Source organism: Dactylosporangium sp. CS-033363 (genome assembly GCF_050942475.1).
Lineage (GTDB): Bacteria > Actinomycetota > Actinomycetes > Mycobacteriales > Micromonosporaceae > Dactylosporangium.
Map to the genome: position 1 here is coordinate 7,621,356 of NZ_CP192032.1, position 21,869 is coordinate 7,643,224.

General features: G+C 71.3%; 22 protein-coding genes. 8 read left to right on the forward strand and 14 right to left on the reverse strand.

Going from position 1 to position 21,869, the window contains the following annotated elements; all coding sequences use genetic code 11:
- The gene (locus ACQPZ4_RS35325; protein WP_433045556.1) at positions 1-909 is read left to right on the forward strand and encodes a 5'-3' exonuclease; all 909 of its coding nucleotides are present in this window, start codon (positions 1-3) and stop codon (positions 907-909) included.
- Here ACQPZ4_RS35325 and ACQPZ4_RS35330 read toward each other — a convergent pair.
- From ACQPZ4_RS35330 to ACQPZ4_RS35340, 3 genes are all read right to left on the reverse strand, one after another.
- The gene (locus tag ACQPZ4_RS35330) at positions 901-3,378 is read right to left on the reverse strand and encodes a glycogen/starch/alpha-glucan phosphorylase (RefSeq protein WP_433045559.1); all 2,478 of its coding nucleotides are present in this window, start codon (positions 3,376-3,378) and stop codon (positions 901-903) included. The two genes, ACQPZ4_RS35325 and ACQPZ4_RS35330, sit on opposite strands and share 9 nt — an antisense overlap.
- A gap of 180 nt (positions 3,379-3,558) precedes the next feature.
- Positions 3,559-4,422, reverse strand: a complete 864-nt coding sequence (locus ACQPZ4_RS35335) for an MHYT domain-containing protein (protein WP_433045562.1) — start codon at positions 4,420-4,422, stop codon at positions 3,559-3,561.
- A 170-nt stretch (positions 4,423-4,592) separates the two neighbouring features.
- The gene (locus tag ACQPZ4_RS35340) at positions 4,593-7,352 is read right to left on the reverse strand and encodes a DEAD/DEAH box helicase (protein ID WP_433045565.1); all 2,760 of its coding nucleotides are present in this window, start codon (positions 7,350-7,352) and stop codon (positions 4,593-4,595) included.
- 54 nt (positions 7,353-7,406) lie between these two features.
- On the opposite strand from ACQPZ4_RS35340, the gene ACQPZ4_RS35345 reads away from it, so the two are divergent.
- Both ACQPZ4_RS35345 and ACQPZ4_RS35350 read left to right on the forward strand, forming a co-directional pair.
- The gene (locus tag ACQPZ4_RS35345; RefSeq protein WP_433045568.1) at positions 7,407-8,114 is read left to right on the forward strand and encodes an HAD family hydrolase; all 708 of its coding nucleotides are present in this window, start codon (positions 7,407-7,409) and stop codon (positions 8,112-8,114) included.
- Between the two features lie 125 nt (positions 8,115-8,239).
- Positions 8,240-8,614 (forward strand): Hsp20 family protein, encoded by a 375-nt coding sequence (locus tag ACQPZ4_RS35350; protein WP_433045571.1) that lies wholly within the window; start codon positions 8,240-8,242, stop codon positions 8,612-8,614.
- 6 nt (positions 8,615-8,620) lie between these two features.
- On the opposite strand, the gene ACQPZ4_RS35355 is transcribed toward ACQPZ4_RS35350, so the two are convergent.
- The 6 genes from ACQPZ4_RS35355 to ACQPZ4_RS35380 all read right to left on the reverse strand — a co-directional run bounded on the left by ACQPZ4_RS35355 (position 8,621) and on the right by ACQPZ4_RS35380 (position 13,701).
- Positions 8,621-9,496 carry a diacylglycerol kinase gene (locus tag ACQPZ4_RS35355; protein ID WP_433045574.1) on the reverse strand — a complete coding sequence of 292 codons (876 nt, stop codon included), beginning with the start codon at positions 9,494-9,496 and terminating at the stop codon, positions 8,621-8,623.
- A 523-nt stretch (positions 9,497-10,019) separates the two neighbouring features.
- Positions 10,020-10,958 (reverse strand): twin-arginine translocase subunit TatC, encoded by a 939-nt coding sequence (gene tatC / locus ACQPZ4_RS35360; protein WP_433045577.1) that lies wholly within the window; start codon positions 10,956-10,958, stop codon positions 10,020-10,022.
- A gap of 80 nt (positions 10,959-11,038) precedes the next feature.
- Positions 11,039-11,305 (reverse strand): Sec-independent protein translocase subunit TatA, encoded by a 267-nt coding sequence (gene tatA, locus ACQPZ4_RS35365; RefSeq protein WP_433045580.1) that lies wholly within the window; start codon positions 11,303-11,305, stop codon positions 11,039-11,041.
- Between the two features lie 191 nt (positions 11,306-11,496).
- Positions 11,497-11,748, reverse strand: a complete 252-nt coding sequence (locus ACQPZ4_RS35370) for a hypothetical protein (RefSeq protein ID WP_433045583.1) — start codon at positions 11,746-11,748, stop codon at positions 11,497-11,499.
- Between the two features lie 10 nt (positions 11,749-11,758).
- A complete protein-coding gene (locus tag ACQPZ4_RS35375) occupies positions 11,759-12,676 on the reverse strand; it encodes a helix-turn-helix transcriptional regulator (protein WP_433066791.1) in 918 nt (305 codons plus the stop codon).
- Positions 12,677-12,702: 26 nt separating this feature from the next.
- Positions 12,703-13,701, reverse strand: coding sequence for a helix-turn-helix transcriptional regulator (locus tag ACQPZ4_RS35380; RefSeq protein WP_433045586.1), 999 nt, complete (start codon positions 13,699-13,701; stop codon positions 12,703-12,705).
- A gap of 106 nt (positions 13,702-13,807) precedes the next feature.
- Between ACQPZ4_RS35380 and ACQPZ4_RS35385 the strand changes: the two genes are divergently transcribed.
- Complete coding sequence (locus ACQPZ4_RS35385; RefSeq protein ID WP_433045589.1) at positions 13,808-14,890, forward strand: DUF3866 family protein; 1,083 nt, start codon at positions 13,808-13,810, stop codon at positions 14,888-14,890.
- Positions 14,891-14,997: 107 nt separating this feature from the next.
- Here ACQPZ4_RS35385 and ACQPZ4_RS35390 read toward each other — a convergent pair whose 3' ends face one another.
- From ACQPZ4_RS35390 to rfbA, 5 genes are read right to left on the reverse strand one after another with little or no spacing between them, the layout of a single operon-like run.
- Positions 14,998-15,600, reverse strand: a complete 603-nt coding sequence (locus ACQPZ4_RS35390) for a hypothetical protein (protein ID WP_433045592.1) — start codon at positions 15,598-15,600, stop codon at positions 14,998-15,000.
- Entirely contained in the window at positions 15,597-15,818 is a 222-nt protein-coding gene (locus ACQPZ4_RS35395; RefSeq protein ID WP_433045595.1) for a hypothetical protein, read from the reverse strand. The genes ACQPZ4_RS35390 and ACQPZ4_RS35395 overlap by 4 nt, the downstream gene beginning before the upstream one ends.
- 37 nt (positions 15,819-15,855) lie before the next feature.
- Positions 15,856-17,214, reverse strand: coding sequence for a Pup--protein ligase (gene pafA, locus ACQPZ4_RS35400; RefSeq protein ID WP_433045598.1), 1,359 nt, complete (start codon positions 17,212-17,214; stop codon positions 15,856-15,858).
- Between the two features lie 35 nt (positions 17,215-17,249).
- Positions 17,250-17,849, reverse strand: coding sequence for a dTDP-4-dehydrorhamnose 3,5-epimerase family protein (locus ACQPZ4_RS35405; RefSeq protein ID WP_433045601.1), 600 nt, complete (start codon positions 17,847-17,849; stop codon positions 17,250-17,252).
- Positions 17,850-17,899: 50 nt separating this feature from the next.
- Positions 17,900-18,769, reverse strand: a complete 870-nt coding sequence (rfbA, locus tag ACQPZ4_RS35410) for a glucose-1-phosphate thymidylyltransferase RfbA (RefSeq protein ID WP_433045604.1) — start codon at positions 18,767-18,769, stop codon at positions 17,900-17,902.
- 74 nt (positions 18,770-18,843) lie between these two features.
- On the opposite strand from rfbA, the gene rfbB reads away from it, so the two are divergent.
- The 4 genes from rfbB (at position 18,844) to ACQPZ4_RS35430 (ending at position 21,848) form a co-directional block, all read left to right on the forward strand.
- The gene (gene rfbB, locus ACQPZ4_RS35415) at positions 18,844-19,836 is read left to right on the forward strand and encodes a dTDP-glucose 4,6-dehydratase (protein WP_433045607.1); all 993 of its coding nucleotides are present in this window, start codon (positions 18,844-18,846) and stop codon (positions 19,834-19,836) included.
- A 113-nt stretch (positions 19,837-19,949) separates the two neighbouring features.
- A complete protein-coding gene (rfbD, locus tag ACQPZ4_RS35420; protein ID WP_433066794.1) occupies positions 19,950-20,762 on the forward strand; it encodes a dTDP-4-dehydrorhamnose reductase in 813 nt (270 codons plus the stop codon).
- Complete coding sequence (locus tag ACQPZ4_RS35425; protein WP_433045610.1) at positions 20,759-21,160, forward strand: DUF2304 domain-containing protein; 402 nt, start codon at positions 20,759-20,761, stop codon at positions 21,158-21,160. The genes rfbD and ACQPZ4_RS35425 overlap by 4 nt, the downstream gene beginning before the upstream one ends.
- Complete coding sequence (locus tag ACQPZ4_RS35430; protein WP_433045613.1) at positions 21,147-21,848, forward strand: glycosyltransferase family 2 protein; 702 nt, start codon at positions 21,147-21,149, stop codon at positions 21,846-21,848. The genes ACQPZ4_RS35425 and ACQPZ4_RS35430 overlap by 14 nt, the downstream gene beginning before the upstream one ends.
- The last annotated feature ends 21 nt before the right edge of the window (positions 21,849-21,869 follow it).

Consider the following 21,869-nt stretch of genomic DNA (forward strand, 5'->3'; position numbering starts at 1 on the left):
ATGGACCGCCCCCTGCTGCTGATCGACTCGGCCAGCCTGTACTTCCGCGCGTTCTTCGGCGTGCCCGAGGCCGCCGCGAAGGCGCCCGACGGCACCCCGGTCAACGCCGTGCGCGGCTTCCTCGACATGCTCTCCACGCTCATCAAGGGCCGCAGGCCGGACCGCATGGTCTGCTGCCTCGACGAGAGCTGGCGGCCGGCGTGGCGGGTCGCGCTGCTGCCGTCGTACAAGGCGCACCGGCTCACCCCGGCCGGCGGCGAGGAGGTGCCCGACGCGCTGTCCACGCAGGTGCCGATCATCCTGGAGTTCCTGACCGCGCTCGGCATCACCGCGGTCGGCGCGGCCGACTTCGAGGCCGACGACGTGATCGGCACCCTGGCGTTCCGCGAGCCCGGCCCGGTCGAGGTGGCCACCGGCGACCGCGACCTGTTCCAGGTCATCGACGACGAGAAGCCGGTGCGCGTCCTGTACTGCGGCCGCGGCGTCGCCAAGCTCGAGGTCCTCGACAACGCGGCGCTGCACGCGAAGTACGGCGTGCCGGCGGCCGGGTACGCGGACCTCGCGGCCCTGCGCGGCGACCCCAGCGACGGCCTGCCCGGGGTCGCGGGCGTCGGCGAGAAGACCGCGGCCCGGCTCGTGGACCGCTACGGCGACCTGGACGGCATCCTGGCCGCCCTCGACGACCCGAAGTCGGGCTTCGCGCCGGGGCTGCGGGCCAAGCTGGAGGCCGGCCGCGAGTACCTGGGCAAGTCGCGGGAGGTGGTGGCGGTCTCCCGCGCGGTGCCGCTGCCGGAGCTCGCCACGAAGCTGCCCACCGCGCCGGCCGACCCCGACGGCCTGATCAAGCTGGCCGAGCGCTGGGGTCTGGCCGGCGCCACCAAGCGGATCGTGGACACCATCTCAGCCTGAGACGCGCACCGGCTCCACGCGCCAGATGCGGTCGCAGTAGTCGCGCACGGTCCGGTCGGAGGAGAAGAACCCGCACCGGGCCGCGTTGAGCACCGACATCCGCGCCCACCCGTCCTGGTCCCGCCACGCCTGCTCGACCCGCTCCTGCGCGTCGAGGTAGGCGCGGTAGTCGGCCAGGGCGAGGTACTCGTCGTGGTGCAGGATCAGGTCCAGCGCCGGCGCGAACAGCGACCGGTCGCCCTTGGCGAACACGCCGCTCGCGATCGCGTCGATGGCCGCGCGCAGTTCGGGGTCGTTTTCGTAGTACGAGCGCGGGTTGTAGCTCTTTCGCGCCTCGGCGGCCTCGCCGGCGTCCAGGCCGAACAGGAAGAAGTTCTCCGCCCCGACCCGGTCGCGAATCTCGATGTTGGCCCCGTCGAGCGTGCCGACGGTGACCGCGCCGTTGAGGGCGAGCTTCATGTTGCCCGTGCCCGACGCCTCCTTGCCGGCCAGGGAGATCTGCTCGGACAGGTCGGCCGCCGGGATGATGACCTGGGCGCGGCTCACGTTGTAGTCGGGCTGCAGCACGACCTTGAGCCGGCGGGAGACCACCGGGTCGGTGTTGACCGCCTCGGCGACCGCGTTGACCAGCCGGATCAGCAGCTTCATCGAGTGGTAGCCGGGCGCCGCCTTGCCGCCGAAGAGCACGGTGCGCGGCACCACGTCGAGGTCGGGGTTGTCGCGCAGGCGGTTGAACAGCGTGATGACGTGCAAGAGCTTCAAGTGCTGCCGCTTGTACTCGTGGAAGCGCTTGATCATCACGTCGCACAGCGCACCGGGGTCGAGCACCACCCCCGTCGACTTCTCGACCAGTGCCGCGAGGCCCGCCTTGTTGGCCCGTTTCACCGCCCGCCAGCGCTCCAGGAACGCCGGGTCGTCGGCGGCCGGCACGAGGCCCTCCAGCCGGTCCAGGTCGGTGATCCAGCCCTCGTCCCCGAGCCGCTCGGTGATCAGGTCCGACAGCCGCGGGTTGGCCATCCGCACGAACCGGCGCGGGGTGACGCCGTTGGTGACGTTGTGGAACTTCTGCGGCCACAGCTCGGCGAAGTCGTGCAGGGTGGTCTCGGCCAGCAGCTTGGTGTGCAGCTCGGCGACGCCGTTGACGGCGCTGGAGGCGACGACGGCCAGGTGGGCCATCCGGACCCGCTTCTCCGGCTCCTCCTGGATGATCGAGAGCCGGCGGACGCGCCCGGCGTCGCCGGGGTACGTCGCCTCGACCTCCTGCAGGAAGAAGTAGTTGATCGCGTAGATGATCTCCATGTGCCGGGGCAGGAGCCGCTCCAGCAGCGCCACCGGCCAGGTCTCCAGGGCCTCGGGCAGCAGCGTGTGGCACGTGTAGTTGAACGTGCGCCGGGTGATCGACCAGGCCAGGTCCCAGTCCAGCTTGTACTCGTCGACGAGCAGGCGCATGAGCTCGGTGACGGCCATGACCGGGTGGGTGTCGTTGAGCTGGATGACGACCTTGGCCGGGAACGACTCCCAGCCCTCGTTGCGCAGCCGGTAGCGGCGGATGATGTCGCGCAGCGAGCAGGCGACGAGGAAGTACTGCTGCTTCAGCCGCAGCTCCCGGCCCTGCTCGGTGCTGTCGTCGGGGTAGAGGACCTTGGAGATGTTCTCCGCCCGCACGATGTCCTCGACCGCCTCCTTGTACTGCCCGGCGCCGAAGCGGGACAGGTCGAAGGACTCGCGGCTGGCCCGGGCCTGCCAGAGCCGGATGATGTTCACGGTCTGGGTGCCGAAGCCGGGCACGAGCATGTGGCTGGGCTCGCCCCGCACGATCTCCCCCGGCGTCCACTGCCGGCGCAGCCCGCTCGGGTCGTCGGGGGCCGGCACGGTGCTGCCGTAGAAGCCGACCCGCTGGCGGTCGTCGGGGGCCGCGAACTCCCAGGGGTTGCCGTAGAACGTCCAGTCGTCGGGCCGCTCGACCTGGGCGCCGTCGCGGAAGCCCTGCTTGAAGATGCCGAACTCGTACCGGATGCCGTAGCCGACCGCCGGGATGTCCAGCGTGGCCATGGAGTCCAGCAGGCACGCGGCCAGCCGCCCGAGCCCGCCGTTGCCCAGGCCCGGCTCGACGTCGTAGCTCTCCAGGTCCTCGAGGCTGGTCCCGAGCTCGGCCGCGATCGGGCGCACGAAGCGCTCGGTGTCGGTGTAGAGCAGGTTCTGCCGCAGCTGCCGGCCGAGCAGGTACTCGGCGGACAGGTAGTACACGAACCGCGGGTTGGCCGCGTAGTGGGCGGCGGCGGTGCGGGCGTAGCGCTCGACGAGCCGGTCCCGGACGGTCAGCGCGAGCGTGTGGTAGCCGTCGGAGCCGCTGGCGGACTCCAGGGTGGTGCCGCGCTGGAAGTACAGGTTGCTCAGCAGGTCCCGCTCGAAGTCCTCGAGCGTGTTGCCGACGGTGCGCATGCTGGGGCGGGGCCGGGCATCGGTCACCGGACCAGTATCGCGCCCGCGGCGCCCGGCTCGCCGGAGTTCACCGACCTTTCATCACGACCCGGCACTGTTGTCCGATTAATCCGACACTCCCGGAAATGCATTCCGGAGGTCTACGGAAAGCAACGGCCGGCCCACTTTCCGGGGCCGGCCGCAGTGTCACAAAATTGTCAAAAAGAATCAGCGGCCGCGTTGTCGGCGGGCGTCGGCAATACCATTCGCGGCGCGCGCCGCGAATGCGCGCCCGGGGGGCGTCTCACCGCCGGCGGTCGCCGCGCCGGGCACCGGGCCGCCGCCGAAGATCGGGCCGGCGTCGGCGCGCAGGGCCTGGCCCTCGGCGATCTTGCGCCGGACCGCCTCCGCCTCGGCCTGCTCGCGCTCGGACGGCACCGCCATCACCGCGCTGGCCAGGGCGATGACCACGACCAGCACGAACAGCACGATCGGGGCCAGGAACCAGTTGACGTCCACGCCCGGCACGTTGTCGGTGCTGTGGGCCAGGTGGACCTGCATGCCGTACATGCCGGTGTAGTGCATGGAGCAGACGGCCACGCCCATCACGACGGCCGCGGCGCCCGTGGCGAGCATCCCGCGCACGACGATGGTGAACCACAGGGCCACGGTGGCGGCGACGATGGCGATCGCGTAGGAGGCCACAACGTAGCTGCTCTTGTAGTCGAAGCTGCCGTTGATGTTCATCGCCTTCATGCCCGTGTAGTGCATGAAGGCGACCGAGACACCCGTGATCGGGCCGCCGACGAACACCTTCCACAGCTTGCGCTCGCCCAGGCCCACGATGAACAGGCCGATGCCGACGGTGATCACCGCGATGAAGAAGCTCGCGACCGTGATCGGCACGTCGAAGCGCAGCGGGCTGTCCGTCACGCTGAAGCCGACCATGGCCATGAAGTGCATGACCCAGATCCCGGTCCCGCCGATCGACCACGCGGCCAGCACGAGCAGCCAGGCGCGGCGGCGCTTGTCGGTCGCGATCCGGGCCCGCGCCGTGCTCACCAGACCGAGCAGGGAGCCCAGGAATGACATGGCAAAGGCGAAGATCGGCGTGATGGCGCCGTATGTGAAATGGTGCAATTGACCCACGGGATGTCCTCCGTCCAGGGCACGCGCGCGCGGGCTGCACGGCGGACCGGCCAGAGCATCATTACGGATCCGAACGTTTTTTGCGAATCCGCATCATGTGCAATTCCAAAAGTTCATCCCATGACGGAGTAGGCGAGCACACCGCGGGTCACCGCGGTCATCGCCTGGCGCGCCGTGCGGCGCACGCCCTCCGGCGCCCCGGTCGCCTCGGCGAGCTGCCCGAGCAGGTCGAGCACCTGCCGTGACCAGCGCACGAAGTCGCCGGCGGGCATGTCGCCCTCCAGGCCGTGCACGCTGCCGAGCACCTTGGTCAGCGACTCGCCGCGGGCCCAGCGGTACATGGGCCACACGAAGCCCAGGTCCAGCTCGCGGGTCAGCTGCAGGCCCCGCGAGTCCTCGTCGTCGCGCAGGTCCGCCCACAGCTTGAGGGTGGTGTCGATGGCGTCGGTGACCTCGCCGCGCGGCACCGAGGCCCGGTCCTCCGACTCGCGCCGCGCCTCGTAGACCAGGACGCTGGCCGCCGCGGCCAGCTCGGCCGGGCCGAGCTTGTCCCACACCCCGCGGCGCAGGCACTCGGCCACCAGCAGGTCGGTCTCGGACCAGATCCGGGCCAGCATCCGGCCCGCGTCGGTGACCTCGCTGGTCTCGGACAGGTAGCCGCGGTCGGTGAGCAGCCCGCAGACCCGGTCGAAGGTGCGCGCCAGGGAGCCGGTGCGGCTGGCCACCTTGCCGCGCAGGCCCTCGGTGTCGCGCTCCAGGCGGTGCCGGCGCTCGGCCCAGCGGGCGTGCTCCTCGCGGTCGGGGCAGCGGTGGCAGGGGTGCCGGCGCAGCGACGCGCGCAGCGACTCCAGCTCGTGGTCGTCGGTGGCCGCACTGTTGCGGGAGCGGCCGGGGCGGCCCCGCTCGCGCTCCTCCGGAGCGAAGTCGACCCGGCGCAGCTGCGCCGCGAGGTCGCGGCGGTCCTGGGCCGAGCGGTAGTTGAACTGCCGCGGCACCCGGACCCGGCCGATCGGCTCGACGGGCGTGGTGAAGTCGGCGCCCGAGATCCGCCCGGCCCAGCGGTCCTCGGTGAGCACCAGCGGGCGCGGCTCGCCGAAGCCGCCCGTGCCGGGGTCGATGACGATGGCGAGGCCGGAGCGCCGTCCGGCGGGCACCCGGATCACGTCGCCGGAGCGCAGCCGCTCCAGGGACTCCAGGGCGGCCGCGCGGCGCTGCTGCACGCCCTGGCGCGCGATGGCCTTCTCGCGGTCGGCGATCGCGACCCGGATCGAGAAGTACTGCTCGAAGTCGCCGAGATGGCAGGTCATCTCGCCGGCGTAGGTGGTCATGGTCTCGACGTTGCGCTGCACCTGCCGGGCCAGGCCCACGACCGAGCGGTCGGCCTGGAACTGCGCGAACGAGCTCTCGAGCAGCTCGCGCGCGGCCGCGAAGCCGACGCTGCTGACGAGGTTGACCGCCATGTTGTACGACGGGCGGAAGCTGGACTTCAGCGGGTACGTGCGGGTGGAGGCGAGCCCGGCGACGTGGCGGGGGTCGATCTCGGGGGCCCACACCACGACGGCGTGGCCCTCCACGTCGATGCCGCGGCGCCCGGCCCGGCCGGTGAGCTGCGTGTACTCCCCCGGCGTCAGGTCGACGTGCGCCTCCCCGTTGAACTTGACCAGCCGCTCGAGCACCACGCACCGGGCCGGCATGTTGATGCCCAGGGCCAGCGTCTCGGTGGCGAACACGGCCTTGACCAGCCCGCGCACGAACAGCTCCTCGACGACCTCCTTGAACGCGGGCAGCATCCCGGCGTGGTGCGCGGCGAGGCCCCGCTCGAGGCCGTCGAGCCACTCCCAGTAGCCGAGGACCTGCAGATCCTCGTTCGGGATGTGCTTGGTGCGCTCCTCGACGATGGTGCGGATCTCGGACCGCTCGTCGGGGCCGGTGAGCCGCAGCCCGGCGGCGAGGCACTGCTGCACGGCGGCGTCGCAGCCGGCCCGGGAGAAGATGAACAGGATCGCGGGCAGCAGGCCCTCGCGGTCGAGGCGCTCGACGATCTCCTGGCGGTAGGGGCCGGTCCAGCGGCCGCGCTTGCCCCGGCGCAGGTCCCCGCCGGCCAGCTCCACCCGGCGCAGCATCTCGCGGTGGTAGCGCAGCAGCTCCGGGTGCACGTCGTGCTTCTGGGCCGCCTCGGCGTCGTGGAACAGGTCGAACATCCGCTTGCCGACGAGCATGTGCTGCCACAGCGGGACCGGCCGGTGCTCGCTGACCACGACGCTGGTCTCGCCGCGCACGGTCACCAGCCAGTCGGCGAACTCCTCGGCGTTGGACACCGTCGCCGACAGCGAGACCAGGGTCACCGACTCCGGCAGGTGGATGATCACCTCTTCCCACACGGCGCCGCGGAACCGGTCGGCGAGGTAGTGCACCTCGTCCATGACCACGTAGGACAGGCCCTGCAGGGTGGCCGAGCCGGCGTACAGCATGTTGCGCAGCACCTCGGTGGTCATCACCACCACGGGCGCGTCGCCGTTGATCGCGTTGTCGCCGGTGAGCAGCCCGACCCGCTCGGCGCCGTACCGCCCGACCAGGTCGTTGTACTTCTGGTTGGACAGCGCCTTGATCGGCGTGGTGTAGAAGCACTTGCGCCCCTGCCGCAGGGCCAGGTGCACCGCGAACTCGCCGACGACGGTCTTGCCGGCGCCGGTCGGGGCGCACACGAGCACGCCCGTGCCGCGCTCGAGGGCCGCGCAGGCCTCGGCCTGGAACGGGTCGAGGGCGAAATCCAGCTCGTCGGCGAACTCGGTGAGCGCCGGCCTCTCGGCCCGCTGCCGGGCGGCCTCGTAGCGGTCTGCGGGGCTGGCTTCGAACTCCTCGGTACCGCTCACGCTCCCAAGGCTAGGCGACGAAGCCCAGGATCCGCTCCTAGGTATCGTGCTGGCGTGCCGCAAAGCGATGAGTCAGACCCGTCCCGACGGCCGATCGAGGCGGTGCTGCTGGACTTCCACGGGACGCTTGCGCAGGTCGAGGACCCGGTCCGGTGGGTGACGCTCGCCGCCGAGAGCATCGGGATCAGCCTCGAACGCGGCAAGGCTACGGTGCTCGCCGACCGGCTCACCACGGCCGGGCGCGCCGGCGGCCCGAAGCCGCACCGGGTGCCGGCCCACCTGGCCGAGGTCTGGGCCGACCGGGACCTGTCGGCGGACGCGCACCGGGCCAGCTTCACCGGCCTCGCCGCGACCGTCGACGAGGATCTCGCCACGGCGCTGTACGACCGGCTGCTGCTCGCCGACGGCTGGCAGCTCTACGCCGACACGGTCCCCACGCTGCAGGCCCTGCGCGCGGCCGGGGTGCCGGTGGCGGTGGTCAGCAACATCGGCTTCGACCTGCGGGCCCTCGCCGCCGACCTGGGCTTCGCCGACCTCGTCGACGAGTTCGTGCTGTCCTACGAGGTCGGCCGGATCAAGCCCGACCCGGCGATCTTCTGGAAGGCGTGCGCGGCCCTGCGCGTCGACCCGGAGCGGGCGCTCATGGTCGGCGACACCCCGGCGGACGCGGGGGCCGCCGCGGCGGGCTGCACGGTGCTCGTCCTTCCGGAGAGTGAACCGGGCAAGGTGCACGGTCTGGGAGGAATCCTCCGGCTCGTGTGAGGCCGCGGTTGGAAACGCGTTCCGCAGGGAAAACAGTGTCGCAACATCGGCTCTGTGCTTGTCGCGCCGTGCTCTCACGGCGAGAGTGCAGGCAACGACACGAATTCTTGCTGCGGAGGTACGTCATGCCGTTGAACCGCTGGGACCCCACGAGCGCCCTCGCCCGCATGGAGCAGGACATGGGCAACGCCGCACAGCACGCGCACCACGCCTCGGTGAGCACCGCCACCGAGGGCGACGACCTCGTCATCACCGTCGACGGCATCGACCCCTCGGACGTCGACGTCCAGGTCGGCGGCGGCCGCCTCACGATCAAGGGCCAGAGCGGCGGCAGTACGTCCGAGAGCCACGACGCCGGCGGCGCGCACTTCTCGTCGAGCTCCTCCAGCTCGTCCTCGTTCAGCCGCAGCTTCTCGATCCCGGACGGCGTCGAGCAGTCCGACGTGTCGACCGAGCCCGCGGGCAACGGCGTGAAGGTGCGCATCCGCAACGCCGCCTGATTTCGGTTACCCGAGCAGTGTGAGTGCTCCGGGTACACACGTGATGGTCACGGGGAGTGGGCAGATCCGCTCCCCGTCGGCGTATGCGGTGACCCCCTCGGCGGCGAGTTGCACGGTGCGCACCCGGTGCGTGCTGACCCGCCGGTCCTGCACGTGGGTGCCCTTGAGCACCTTGGGCCGCAGCCGCATGAGCGTGAGCCGGCTCAGCGGCTCGGCCACGACGACGTCGAGCAGCCCGTCGGTCGGGTCGGCGCCGGGCACGATCCGGAACCCCCCGCCATAACTCTCCGTGTTGCCCACCGCGACCAGCACGGAGTCGAAGGTCGTCTCGGCGCCGTCCAGGCTCATCGTGTACCGCCTGGGCTTCAGCGCCAGCAGCTCCTCCACGATCGCCCGGTTGTACCGCTGCGGCCCTTTCGGCCAGCGCATCCGGTTGGCCCGCTCGTTGACGAACGCGTCGAACCCGGCCGCGAGCACCGCCCCGAACCAGGCCGTCGTCCCGTCGCCGCCCTCGAGCCGCGCCAGGTCGATCGCGCGCGTGCGGCCGGCCCGGATCGCGGCGGCGGCCTCGAGCGGGTCGGCGGGCAGTCCCAGCCGTACCGCGAAGTCGTTCCCGGTCCCGCCCGGCACGATCCCGAACGGCACCCCGGTGCCGGCGACGGCCTGCAGCCCGAGGTGCACGGTCCCGTCCCCGCCCATGGCCACGAGCGCGTCACACCGCCGCACGGCTTCCCGGGCCTGTTCGCGGGCCTCCTGCTGGCTGCCGGCGGCGAGCACCTCGACGGTCGCTCCCCCGGCGGCGAGGCGCTCTTCGACCGCGGGGAGGAGCGAAGCCCGCCTGCCCTTGCCGGCGGTGGGGTTGGCGAGCAACGCGATGTTCACGGCCGAGACTGTAAACGTTCAGCGGCCCCGGTTCCTACGGCCGCCCGTTTTCAGCAGATATGTCCGACACTCCGTGATCGGACATATCCGATTTATACCCTGACAGACGGTGACGGGGTATAAATCCGAAAAGTCGTGGCGCGCCAGCGCCCGACTTTTCGGACCCGAACGACCACGGCGCCCCCCGCGTGTGCCAGCCGAGGGTCTGCCTGGGCCGGCCGTCGAGCTCAGCCGCGACCGCGGCGAGGTGTTCGCGGCTGTGCCCGGCGAGGTCGGTGCCTCAGCCCGCTGCTGCGCGGCGAACGGCCGATAGCTGCCGTCCGGGCCGGCGTTGCGGGCCAGTTCCCGGCAGACCGCCGACGCCGGCCGGCCCAGCCCCGCGGCGATCGCCGCCGCCCCCTCCGCACACCCTGCCAAACGAGCCCACCCGACTTTTCGGATCCGAACGACCACGGCGCGGACCGAACGACCACGGCGCCCCCCGCGTGTGCGAGAGGCGCCGTGACGTGCGAAGACAGACGGTTTACGTGATGTCGTCGAAGCGGCGGTCCAGCGGCTGCGGCCGGTCCACCGAGCTCGGCGCCGCGACCGGAGTCGGGGCGTCGACCGGGTCGTACCCGTCGATCGGGCTGGCCGCCTCGACCGGTTCGACCTCGTAGTCGTCGAGCGAGGACGCCTCGTCGTCGCCGATGCCGGCGAACGAGGGCCGGTTGCGGCCCCGGCGCTTGTCGTTGACCAGCGCGAAGATGACCGCCCCGAAGTACAGGACGGACATGCACAGCGCCAGGAACGTCATGCCGAACGGGTCGGCGGTCGGCGTGGCCACGGCGGCGAAGACGAAGAAGACGAAGACCGCGATCCGCCACCAGCCCAGCAGCCGCTTGCCCGTGGCGATGCCGGCGATGTTGGCCAGCATGATGCCGAGCGGGAACTCGAACGCGACGCCGAAGACCAGCATCATGCCGGTGACGAAGTCGACGTAGGACATCGCCTCGAGCATGATGTCCGTCGACGGTGGCATGAAGTTGATCAGGAACTCGAGGCCCTTCGAGACCACGATGAACGCGAGCACCGCGCCGGCCGCGAAGAGCGGGGCGGCCAGGCCGGCGAACACGTAGGCCCACTTGCGCTCGTTGCGGTGCATGCCGGGGGCGATGAACGCCCACAGCTGGTACATCCAGAACGGCGACGAGACGATCAGGCCCGTGTACAGCGAGACCTTCAGCGTCAGCAGCAGCGGGTCGGTCACCTTGAGGGCGACGAACGAGCACTTGTAGCCGGGCGGAAGGACCCCGTTGTTCTCCTTGAGCGCGGTCGCCTTCGAGAGGTCGCAGTACGGCTCCTGCAGGATCTGCAGGACGTGCTTCGACAGCAGGTAACCGATGATCATGCCGATCACGATCGCGATCGAGGCACGGAACAGCCGGGTACGGAGCTCCCGCAGATGCTCCAAGAGGGTCATGGAGCCATCTGCGGCACGCTCGAAGTTCGACGGCGCCTTCTCACGCCGCCGTGCGAGAAGACTCACGACCGGAGCGCGCCTCAGCGCTCGCGAGCGTGGTCAACGGGATCGACGCGGGGCGACGGCGACGCCTGGTTGTCGGCGATCTCCCCCCGCAGCGGCTCCCGGCCGTTCTGCGCCTCGGCCTTGGCGTCGACGTCGTCGTCCGCCAGGCCCTTCGTCTCGGCCTTGATGATCCGCATCGAGCGGCCGAGCGAGCGCGCCGCGTCAGGCAGGCGCTTCGCGCCGAACAGCAGGATCAGCACGACCACCAGGACGATGATGTGCCACGGCCTAACTGCACCCATATGAAGCCACCTCACTGTATTCAGAGCTGCCTCACCATCCTACTGACCAGCGGAGGGTGAGGGCAGGGGCCGGGGGTTAGCTGGAGGGGTCCGGCCGTTGAAGTCCTGACGAGTGTTGACGGTGCTTCGCCCGATCGTCAACCATCCGTCCGGACAAAGGTGCGGTTTGCCCGGTTAATCCGGCAGGATTGTTAACTGTTCTCAACCGCGCGCTTGGCTGCCTGCTGCTCGGCCATGGCCTCGAGCTGCGGCAACATCTGCTCGACGGTCTGCTGGAGGGCGGCGAGCCGGGGCTCGACCCGCGTCTGGCCGTCGACGAGGCGCGCCTGCATGCCCCGGGCCGCGTGGTCGAACGCGCGCAGCCGGCTCATCACACTGAGCGCCACCACGACCAGGATGACCAGCGCGATCAGGACGAGAGCACCCGAGATCCACCACAGCACGAGACCGACCTTAATGCACATACGCGGCAAGCGCCGCGTGAGCCTCGGCCGCCACGGCCGATGCCAGCTCTTCGGGGGCCACCACGGTCACCTCGGCCCCCAGCCGCAGCACCAGCCGCCGGGCCCAGTCGAGGTCCGAGGCGCGCAGCGAGACGGTCCAGTGCTCGCCCGGGCCGCGCTCGACGGTCTCGCACGGGTACTGCTCGGTGATCCACCGCGCCCCTCGCCCGACGCGCAGCGTCACCAGCGGCAGGTCCGGGGTCGGCGTGAACAGCGTGCCGGTGCGCGTGTCGGTCGGCCGGGCCTGGTGCGGCACCTGCGCGGGCTCGTCGAGCTCGGTGGAGGCGTCGATCCGGTCGACCCGGAACAGGCGCACCGCCTCGGCCCGGCGGCACCACGCCTCCAGGTACGCCCACCGGCCCACCACGAGCATCCGCATCGGATCGACGACGCGCTCGGTCGTCTCGTCCCGGGTCGCCGTGTAGTACGTGATCCGCAGCGCCCGCCGCCGGTCCACCGCCCCGCGCAGCTCCTCCAGGCGGTCGGAGGCGCCGGGCTGGCGTACCGCCACGGGGGCGTCGGCGAGATCCCCGGCCGCGTGCTCGATCTTCGCCAGCGCGCGGTGGACGCCGTCGCCGGCGGTCACGCCCGGCGTCTCGGCGAGCATGCGCAGGGCCACGATGAGCGCGAGCGCCTCGTCGGGCGTGAGGCGCAGCGGGCGGCCGATCCCGGCGTCGTACGTCAGCGTCACCGTGTCGGCCGCGAAGGCCATGTCGATCAGGTCGCCCGGCCCGTACCCCGGCAGCCCGCACATCCACAGCAGCTCGAGGTCCTCGCGCAGCTGCCGTTCCGTGATGCCGTGCGCGGCCGCCGCCTCGGCGAGCGTGACGCCGGGGCGGGCCTGCAGGTACGGCACCAGGTTCAGCATCCGCCCCAGGCGGTCCGCCGAGGTCGTCACGCCGGCACCCCGAGCTGCGACCCGGCCGGCTCGTAGGCGGCGGCGATGGCCCGCAGCCGGCGCACGACCTCGTCGCGCACCTCGGGCGGGTCCAGGACGAGCAGGTCCGCGCCGTACCCCACCAGCCAGCCCGCGAACAGCTCGTGGTCCGAGTAGCTCAGCGTCAGCCGGTCGCCCTCGGGCGAGGGCACGCACTGCTCGGCCCAGCGGCGTACACCCGCGGCCTTCCCGGGTTTGGCGAGCACCGTGGCCCGGCCGAGGCGCTCGACGGGCCCGCTGAACCCCGCGACCTTGGCGATCAGGTCGGTCTTCGGGGGCTCGTAGGCGCCCCGCCGGCCGATCCGCCGCACGCCGCTGACGATCCGGGACAGCCGGAAGCAGCGCTCGGCGTCGCGGTCGAGGTCGTGGCCCACGACGTACCACCGGCCCCGCCAGCACACCACGCCCCAGGGCTGCAGCCGGCGGACCCCGGCGCCGTCGCGCTCGGGCACCTCGTAGGAGAAGCTGACCGCCTGCCGGTCCCGCACGGCCGCGGTGAGCGGCTCGAACGCCGGGTCGACGGTGACCACCGCCTCGACGCCGAGGGTGGCGTGCGGGTCGACGTCGATGCCGCCGGCGCGCAGCTTGGCCAGGCCCGAGGACGCGGCCGCGGCCAGCCCGGTCTGCTGCCACAGCCGCGCGGCGATGCCGACGGCGGCCGCCTCGTCCGGGGCGAGCGGGATGTCGGGCAGCGCGTACTCCCGGCGGGCGATCCGGTAGCCCTGCTCGTTGTCGAAGATGCTCGCGGTGCCCATCTCCAGCGGCACGCCGAGCTCGCGCAGCTCCGACTTGTCCCGCTCGAACTTGCGCTGGAACGCCTCGTGGTCGCGCTCGTCGTTGGGGTCGTGCTCGTAGCCGGGGACGATCGCGGCGATCTGCTCGGCGGTCAGGAAACGGCGCGTAGCGAGCAGGCAGATCACCAGATTCACCAGGCGCTCGGTTCGAGTCCGCGACACGCAAGCGAACCTACCAGCCCGAACGCCTGTCCTGCGCCATCCACACGGTCGGCGTTCACACCGTCACCGCGACAGCGCGCTGTGTCGCTGCGTTACTGTGTGCGCCGTGATCCGCTGGCGCTGGGGAACCGTCATCGAGGCCCGCCGCGAGTGGCGCGGCAGCCTGGAGCTCGACGTCGCCGTCGAGAAGCGAAGAGCCGAAGATCCCGCTTCGGTACGCGCACTGGCCTACCCCGCGCTCGTCGGCGTCCCCCGCGCGGGCGACCGGGTGCTGCTGAACCTGAACGCGCTCGCCCTGGGCCTCGGCACCGGCGGCTACGCGCTGGTCGTGGCGCTGCCGGACCGGCTCCCGGACGACGTGGACGTGCCGGGCCACGTGGTCAAGGCGCGGTACACCCCGTTGCAGGCGATCGTCCTGGCCGCCGACGAGGAGGCCTCTCCCCTGCGGTCCGCGCTGGTCGACGCGGTCGACCTGGGCGGCATGCCGGTGGTCGTGGCCGACCTGCACTCCGCGCTCCCGGCGGTCGTGGCGGGCGCGCTGGCGCAGCGCCCGGACGCGCGCGTCGCGTACGTCATGACCGACGGCGGCGCCCTGCCCGCCTGGTTCTCCCGCACGCTGGACGGCCTGGCCCCGCTGCTGGCCGGCACGGTGACCACGGGCCAGTCCTTCGGCGGCGACCTGGAGTCCACGAACGTGCACAGCGGCCTGCTGGCGGCGCGGCACGGCCTGCGGGCGGACCTGGCGGTCGTCACGCAGGGGCCGGGCAACCTCGGTACCGGTACCAGCTGGGGCTTCTCGGGCGTCGCGGCCGGCGAGGCGGTGAACGCCGTGCACGCCCTGGGCGGCCGCGCGGTGGCGGCTCCCCGCATCTCCGACGCCGACCCGCGCCCCCGGCACCGCGGCGTCTCCCACCACAGCCTGACGGCGTTCGGCCGGGTGGCGCTGGCCCCGGCCTCGCTCGTGATGCCGTCGGACCTGCCCGCTCCCCTGTCCGGCGAGGTGCGGGCGGCGCTGTCCGCGCTGTGCCCCCCGCACTCGCTGGTGGAGGTCCCGTCGGTGGATCTCGCCGGCCCGCTGGACGAGCTGCCGGTGCGGCTGTCGACGATGGGCCGCGGGCTCGCCGAGGACACGGCGTACTTCCTGTCGGCCGCCGCGGCCGGGCGTTACGCCGCTTCTCTAGGGGCCTGACCCGATATGTCGGGCATCGTGCCTCAGCCCGACATATCGGATTTATACCCTGTCGGGCGATACATGGGATATGTCGTGGCGCGTCAGCGCCCGACATATCGTCAAGATCAGGCTTTCGCGAGGGCCGCGTTGGCGACCGAGCGCAGCTGCGACAGGTGGTCCGCGTCCGGGGCGGCCGCCACGACCAGGTAGACCGCCACGATCGCCTTCCCGCGCCGGGTCAGCATCGTCTTGGACTTGTCGCTCAGCGCGGCCTCCCCCACCCCGCCGACGGCCTCGAGGGAGGCGATCGTCGTCCAGAGCTTCTGCGCCTGGGCAGCGTCGGTGAAGGTCAGCGCGACCACCGTGACCTGGTCGCCGGCCGGGCTGCCGAAGGGGCACATCCGGGCGCGGGCGTTGAGGCCGAGGGTCTGGACCGCCTGGCCGTACTGCGCGACCGCCGCCGCCCCGTCGCCCTGGCTGGGCTGCACGGCGAGGCCGGTGGACTGCTGGACCTGGCCGGCGGCGATGAGGCCCTGGCAGCCGTCGGAGTTGACGACCGGGGGCAGGCTCGGGGACGCCAGCGGCTGGCGGGAGGCCTCGGCGTTGCCGGTCGGGCCGGCCGGGAGCGGGCTGCGCCTGGGGCCGTCGTCGGTGCAGGCGGAAAGCGACAGCGACAGCGCGAGGCAGGCGGCCGGGATCACGAGGGCCCGGGCCAGGCGAGGGATCATGCGTAGATCACGATCAGCGTGAAGAACGCGATGACCGCGATGAGCACCAGGGCGAGCAGCCAGGTGGGGTACTTCGGCCCGACCGTCCGGTTGCGCTCGACCTCGTCGCGGATGCGCTGGAGGCGGCGGCCGAACCGGTTCGAGGCCGGGCGGTCCGGGTTGAAGTCGGCCTGCAGCTTCTTCGGCCTCGGGGGCGGCTGATCGGGCAACTGGTCCATAGCCCGGCCAGCCTAGCCCCCGAAGGTCGAGAAAACGTCACATGCTGGCGATGAGGCGGTCGACGCGCTCGTCGTACGCGCGGAACGGGTCCTTGCACAGCACCGTGCGCTGCGCCTGGTCGTTCAGCTTGAGGTGCACCCAGTCGACGGTGAAGTCGCGGCGGCGCTCCTGGGCGTGGCGGATGAACTCGCCGCGCAGGCGGGCCCGGGTGGTCTGCGGCGGGGTCTCCTTGGCCTCGAAGATGTCGAGGTCGGTGGCGACCCGGTCGACCGAGCCGCGCTTCTCCAGCAGCCCGTAGAGGCCCCGGCCGCGGCGCAGGTCGTGGTAGGCGAGGTCCATCTGCGCCACCCGCGGGTGCGACAGCGGCAGATCGTGCTTGGCCTGGTACCGCTCGATGAGCCCGAGCTTGGTCACCCAGTCGACCTCGCGCTCGACCTCCTTGTGGTTGCCGGACTCGACCGCGCCGAGCACCCGGCCCCACAGGTCCATGACCCGCTTGGTGGCCGCGTCGGCGCCGCGGCGGTCGAGGAACTCGGTGGCCTTGTCGTAGTACTCCTGCTGGATCTCCAGCGCCGAGATCTCCTTGCCGCTGGCGAGGCGGACCTTGCGGCGGCCGGTGATGTCGTGCGACACCTCGCGGATGGCCCGGATCGGGTTCTCCAGCGACAGGTCGCGCATCGCCACGCCGGCCTCGATCATCCGCAGCACGATGTCGGCCGTGCCGACCTTGAGCAGCGTGGTGACCTCGTTCATGTTCGAGTCGCCGACGATGACGTGCAGGCGGCGGTAGCGCTCGGCGTCGGCGTGCGGCTCGTCGCGGGTGTTGATGATCGGGCGGGACCGGGTGGTCGCGGACGACACGCCCTCCCAGATGTGCTCGGCGCGCTGGGACAGGCAGTACACGGCGCCGCGCGGGGTCTGCAGCACCTTGCCGGCCCCGCAGATGAGCTGGCGGGTGACCAGGAACGGGATCAGGATGTCGGCGAGACGGCCGAACTCGCCGTGCCGGCTGACGAGGTAGTTCTCGTGGCAGCCGTAGGAGTTGCCGGCGGAGTCGGTGTTGTTCTTGAACAGGTAGATCTCACCGGCGATGCCCTCGTCGTGCAGGCGGCGCTCGGCGTCGACCAGCAGGCCCTCGAGGATGCGCTCACCGGCGCGGTCGTGGACCACCAGGTCGGGCACGGAGTCGCACTCGGGCGTGGCGTATTCCGGGTGGGAGCCCACGTCGAGGTAGAGGCGCGCGCCGTTGCGCAGGAAGACGTTGCTGGAACGGCCCCACGACACGACGCGCCGGAACAGGTAGCGGGCGACCTCGTCCGGCGACAGGCGGCGCTGCCCCCGGTAGGTACACGTGACCCCGTATTCGGTCTCAAGGCCGAAAATTCGCCGGTCCATGTACAGACATTAGCCGTCTGAACGCCGATTCGAACCTATTGGGAGCGGAGACTTTCGGTATACCTCTGACAGGTGGCGTAGTCCGGCAGCCCCCCGGCTTCGCGGGTCCGGGCCAGCGACGGCGCCGCCGCGTCCCGGGCCGACAGCAGCGGCTCGTCGGCCGGCCACGCGATGGCCAGTTCGGGGTCCAGCGGGTGCACCGCGTGCTCGCCCGTCGGGTTGTACGTCTCCGAGACCATGTACGTGAGCGTCGCGTCGTCGGTCAGCGAGCAGAAGCCGTGGCCGAGGCCCTCGGAGAGGTACACCGCGCGCCGGTCGACGTCGTCGAGCTGCACGCCCTCCCAGCGGCCGAATGTCGGGGATCCGACCCGCAGGTCCACCACCACGTCGAGCACGGCCCCGCGCACGCAGGTGATGTACTTCGCCTGCCCCGGCGGCACGTCCGCGAAGTGCACGCCGCGCACCACCCCGCGGGCCGAGACCGAGAGGTTGGTCTGGCGCACCTGCAGCGGGTGCCCGATCTCCGCGGCCAGGTGGTCGACGCGGAAAACCTCGGTGAACAGGCCCCGGGGGTCCCCGTGCTGGACGGGGGTGATCTCCCAGGCGCCGCCGATCGAGAGCTGTCGGATCTTCACGTGATCGCTCCGTAGCGTGTCGGTCGTGGTGCGGAAGTCCTAGATCAAGTTCAATTCTGCCAGTCGAGCAGATTCAGCAGGTACTCCCCGTACCCGCTCTTGCGCAGCGGCTCGGCCAGCTCGCGGAGCCGGTCGTCGCCGATCAGGCCGGCCCGCCAGCAGACCTCCTCGACGCAGCCGATCTTGAAGCCCTGCCGCTCCTCGATGACGCGCACGAACTCGGCGGCCTGCACCATCGTGTTGAACGTGCCCGTGTCCAGCCAGGCGGTACCGCGATCGAGGACCGCGACGTGCAGTTCACCCCGTTCGAGGTAGGCCGCGTTCACCGCCGTGATCTCCAGCTCGCCCCGGTCGCTGGGCTTGAGGTCGCGGGCGATCTGCACGACGCGGTTGTCGTAGAAGTACAGGCCCGGAACCGCATAGCGCGACTTCGGCCGCAGCGGCTTCTCCTCGATCGACAGCACCCGGCCGTCGGCGGCGAACTCCACCACGCCGTAGTCCTGCGGGTTGGAGACCGGGTAGGCGAACACGCGCCCGCCCTGCACGTCGGTGTTGTCCGACAGCCGGGCGCCCAGCGCGCCGCCGTGGAAGATGTTGTCGCCCAGCACCAGCGCCACCGTGTCGTCGCCGATGAAGTCGGCGCCGATGATGAACGCCTGGGCCAGGCCCTCGGGGCGGGGCTGCGCGGCGTACTGGATCGCGAGCCCCCACTGGGAGCCGTCACCGAGCAACCGGACGAACTGGTCCTGATCCTCCGGCGTCGTGATCACCAGGATCTCGTGAATGCCCGCCATCACCAGCGTGGTGAGCGGGTAGTAGATCATCGGCTTGTCGAAGACGGGCATCAGCTGCTTCGACACGGCCTTGGTCAAGGGCCACAGACGTGAGCCGGTCCCACCGGCGAGGATGATGCCGCGCACCCGGCCACCGTACGGGACGCTCCCCGCCGGGGTCGACCCGGCCGAAATCGGTGTTGGACTAGACTCACGATCCCGTGAGAATCCTCGTCACCGGCGGTGCCGGTTTTATCGGCTCGCATTACGTGCGCACCCTGCTGACCGGCGGATATCCCGCATTCGCCGGCGCGGACGTGACCGTTCTGGACAAGCTCACCTATTCGGGTAACCGGGCGAATCTCGCCCCGGTCGAACACGATTCCGCCCTCACGTTCGTGGAGGGCGACATCTGCGACAGCGGACTCGTGGCGGAACTCATGCCGGGCCACGACGCGGTGGTGCACTTCGCCGCCGAGAGCCACGTGGACCGCTCCATTCTCGGCGCCGGCCCGTTCGTGACCACCAACGTGCTGGGCACCCAGGTGCTGCTCGACGCGGCCCGCGCGGCCGGGGTCGGGCGGTTCCTGCACGTGTCCACCGACGAGGTGTACGGCTCGATCCAGGAGGGGTCCTGGACCGAGGAGTGGCCGCTCGCGCCGAACTCGCCGTACTCGGCCTCGAAGGCGGGCTCGGACCTGCTGGCGCTGGCCTACCACCGCACGCACGGGATGGAGGTCGTGGTCACCCGCTGCTCGAACAACTACGGCCACTACCAGTTCCCCGAAAAGGTGATTCCGCTCTTCGTCACCAATCTGATCGACGGCGGCACGGTCCCGCTGTACGGCGACGGCGGCAACATCCGCGACTGGCTGCACGTGTCGGATCACTGCCACGGCATCCAGCTCGCCCTGGAGAAGGGCCGGCCGGGCGAGGTCTACAACATCGGCGGCGGCCGCGAGCTGACCAACCGGGAGCTGACCGAGGTGCTGCTGGCCGCGACCGGGCGGGACTGGGACTCGTCGGTCCGCTACGTCGAGGACCGCAAGGGCCACGATCGCCGGTACTCCCTGTCGCACGACAAGATCGCGAACGAGCTCGGGTACGCGCCGCAGGTCACGTTCGAGCAGGGCATCGCCGAGACGGTCGCCTGGTACCAGGGCAACCGCTCCTGGTGGGAGCCGCTCAAGACGCGCGCGGCGCTCGGGTCATGACCGGTCCGGAGCGCAGCGGAGGGGCCGGGCATCAGGGGCTCAGTCCACAGGCCGCGCGGCTGGAGCGAAGCGGAGGACGCGCGGTCCGCTTTCTCGTCACCGGTGCCGGCGGGATGTTGGGCCGGGACCTGCTGGCCGTGCTCGACGGCCGGGACGTGACCGCGGCGAGCCGGGCGGAGCTGGACATCACCGACGCCGCCAAGGTCCGCTCGCTGGTCGAGGGGCACGACGTGGTGCTCAACGCCGCCGCCTGGACCGACGTCGACGCCGCGGAGGCCGACGAGGCCGCCGCGACCGCGGTCAACGGGGCCGGCGTGGCCGCGCTGGCCGCCGGGTGCGCCGCCGCCGGGGCGCGGCTGGTGCACGTCTCCACCGACTACGTGTTCCACGGCGACGCCACCGAGCCCTACGCCGAGGACGCCCCGACGAACCCGATCAACGCCTACGGCCGCGGCAAGCTGGCCGGCGAGCGGGCGGTGCTCGGCACGCTGCCCGCGACCGGGTACGTGGTGCGCACCGCCTGGCTCTACGGGGCGACCGGCAAGAACTTCGTGCGCACGATGCTGCGCCTGGCCGGCGAGCGGGACTTCGTGGACGTCGTCGACGATCAGGCCGGGCAGCCGACGTGGTCGCGCGACCTGGCCGAGCGCCTGGTGGCCCTGGCCGAGTCGGGCGCACCCGCCGGGATCTACCACGGCACGGCGAGCGGCCGGACCACGTGGCACGGCCTGGCGCAGGCGGTGTTCACCGAGGCCGGGCACGATCCGGACCGGGTGCGCCGGACCACGAGCGAGGCGTTCGTGCGCCCGGCGAAGCGGCCCGCGTTCAGCGTCCTCGGCCACGAGCGGTGGGCCGCCGCCGGGATGTCACCGATGCGGGACTGGCGTGCCATGCTGCATGACATGTTGTCCGGAGATGCCCGGTGAAGCTCACGATCGTCACCGGCCTGACCGCGCTGGCGGTGCTGGCCTTCATGGTCGAGCTGCTGCGGCGGCGGCAGTTGCAGGAGAAGTACGCGATTCTCTGGCTGGTCGTCAGCATCGTCATGCTGCCGCTGGCCTTCTTCCCGTTCATCACCGACAAGACGGCGAAGCTGCTGGGCATCGCCTCCGGCGTGAGCCTGGTGCTGTTCCTCGGCATCGTCTTCCTGCTGCTGGTCACCGTGCACCTGAGCTGGGAGGTCAGCCGGCTGGAGGAGGAGACCCGGACGCTCGCGGAGGACCTGGCGCTGTTGCGCAGCGAGCTGGGGCGCCCGCGCCCGCAGGACGAGATCCCGCACGAGACGATCACTGCTCAGGAAACGGCTCTCGATGATCAACGGTAAGAAGGTCCTGATCATCATCCCGGCCTGGAACGAGTCGGGATCGATCGCCGAGGTCGTCCGGGAGGTGCGCGGCGAGCTGCCGACGGTCGACATCATCGTGGTCGACGACGGCTCCGGCGACGACACCGCGATCAAGGCGGCCGAGGCGGGCGCGATCGTCGCCAAGCTGCCGTTCAACCTCGGCGTCGGCGGGGCCATGCGCACCGGGTACCGCTACGCCCGCGACCACGGCTACGACGTGGCGATCCAGGTCGACGCGGACGGCCAGCACGACCCGCGCTACATCCCGAAACTCGTCGACGCGCTGGACGAGCACGATCTGGTGATCGGGGCGCGGTTCGCGGGCGAGGGCGGATACAGCGTCAAGGGTCCCCGCAAATGGGCGATGAAAATGCTGTCGTCGGTACTGTCCAGGCTCTCCCGCACCAAGCTCACCGACACGACGTCGGGGCACCGCGCGTGCAACCGGCGCACGATCGAGTTCTTCGCGCACTGGTACCCTGCGGAGTACCTCGGCGACACGATCGAGGTGCTCGTGCGGCTCGCCCGCAACGGGTACAAGATCACCCAGATCCCGGTGGCGATGCGCCCCCGGATGGCGGGCACCCCCAGCAACTCCCCCGTCAAGGCGACCATCTATCTCGGCCGCGCCTTCGTCGTCCTGCTGCTCGCCATGATCCGCGCATAGCGAAGGGCGGGGCCGCAGCGG

Coding starts and splice junctions, on each gene's coding strand:
- ACQPZ4_RS35325 (WP_433045556.1), top strand. CDS start 1: ATGGACCGCCCCCTGCTGCTGATCGACTCGGCCAGCCTGTACTTCCGC.
- ACQPZ4_RS35335 (WP_433045562.1), bottom strand. CDS start 4,422: ATGTCATTCCTGGGCTCCCTGCTCGGTCTGGTGAGCACGGCGCGGGCC.
- ACQPZ4_RS35350 (WP_433045571.1), top strand. CDS start 8,240: ATGCCGTTGAACCGCTGGGACCCCACGAGCGCCCTCGCCCGCATGGAG.
- tatC (WP_433045577.1), bottom strand. CDS start 10,958: ATGACCCTCTTGGAGCATCTGCGGGAGCTCCGTACCCGGCTGTTCCGT.
- tatA (WP_433045580.1), bottom strand. CDS start 11,305: ATGGGTGCAGTTAGGCCGTGGCACATCATCGTCCTGGTGGTCGTGCTG.
- ACQPZ4_RS35375 (WP_433066791.1), bottom strand. CDS start 12,676: ATGCTGAACCTGGTGCCGTACCTGCAGGCCCGCCCCGGCGTCACGCTC.
- ACQPZ4_RS35390 (WP_433045592.1), bottom strand. CDS start 15,600: ATGATCCCTCGCCTGGCCCGGGCCCTCGTGATCCCGGCCGCCTGCCTC.
- ACQPZ4_RS35395 (WP_433045595.1), bottom strand. CDS start 15,818: ATGGACCAGTTGCCCGATCAGCCGCCCCCGAGGCCGAAGAAGCTGCAG.
- pafA (WP_433045598.1), bottom strand. CDS start 17,214: ATGGACCGGCGAATTTTCGGCCTTGAGACCGAATACGGGGTCACGTGT.
- rfbD (WP_433066794.1), top strand. CDS start 19,950: ATGTTGGGCCGGGACCTGCTGGCCGTGCTCGACGGCCGGGACGTGACC.
- ACQPZ4_RS35430 (WP_433045613.1), top strand. CDS start 21,147: ATGATCAACGGTAAGAAGGTCCTGATCATCATCCCGGCCTGGAACGAG.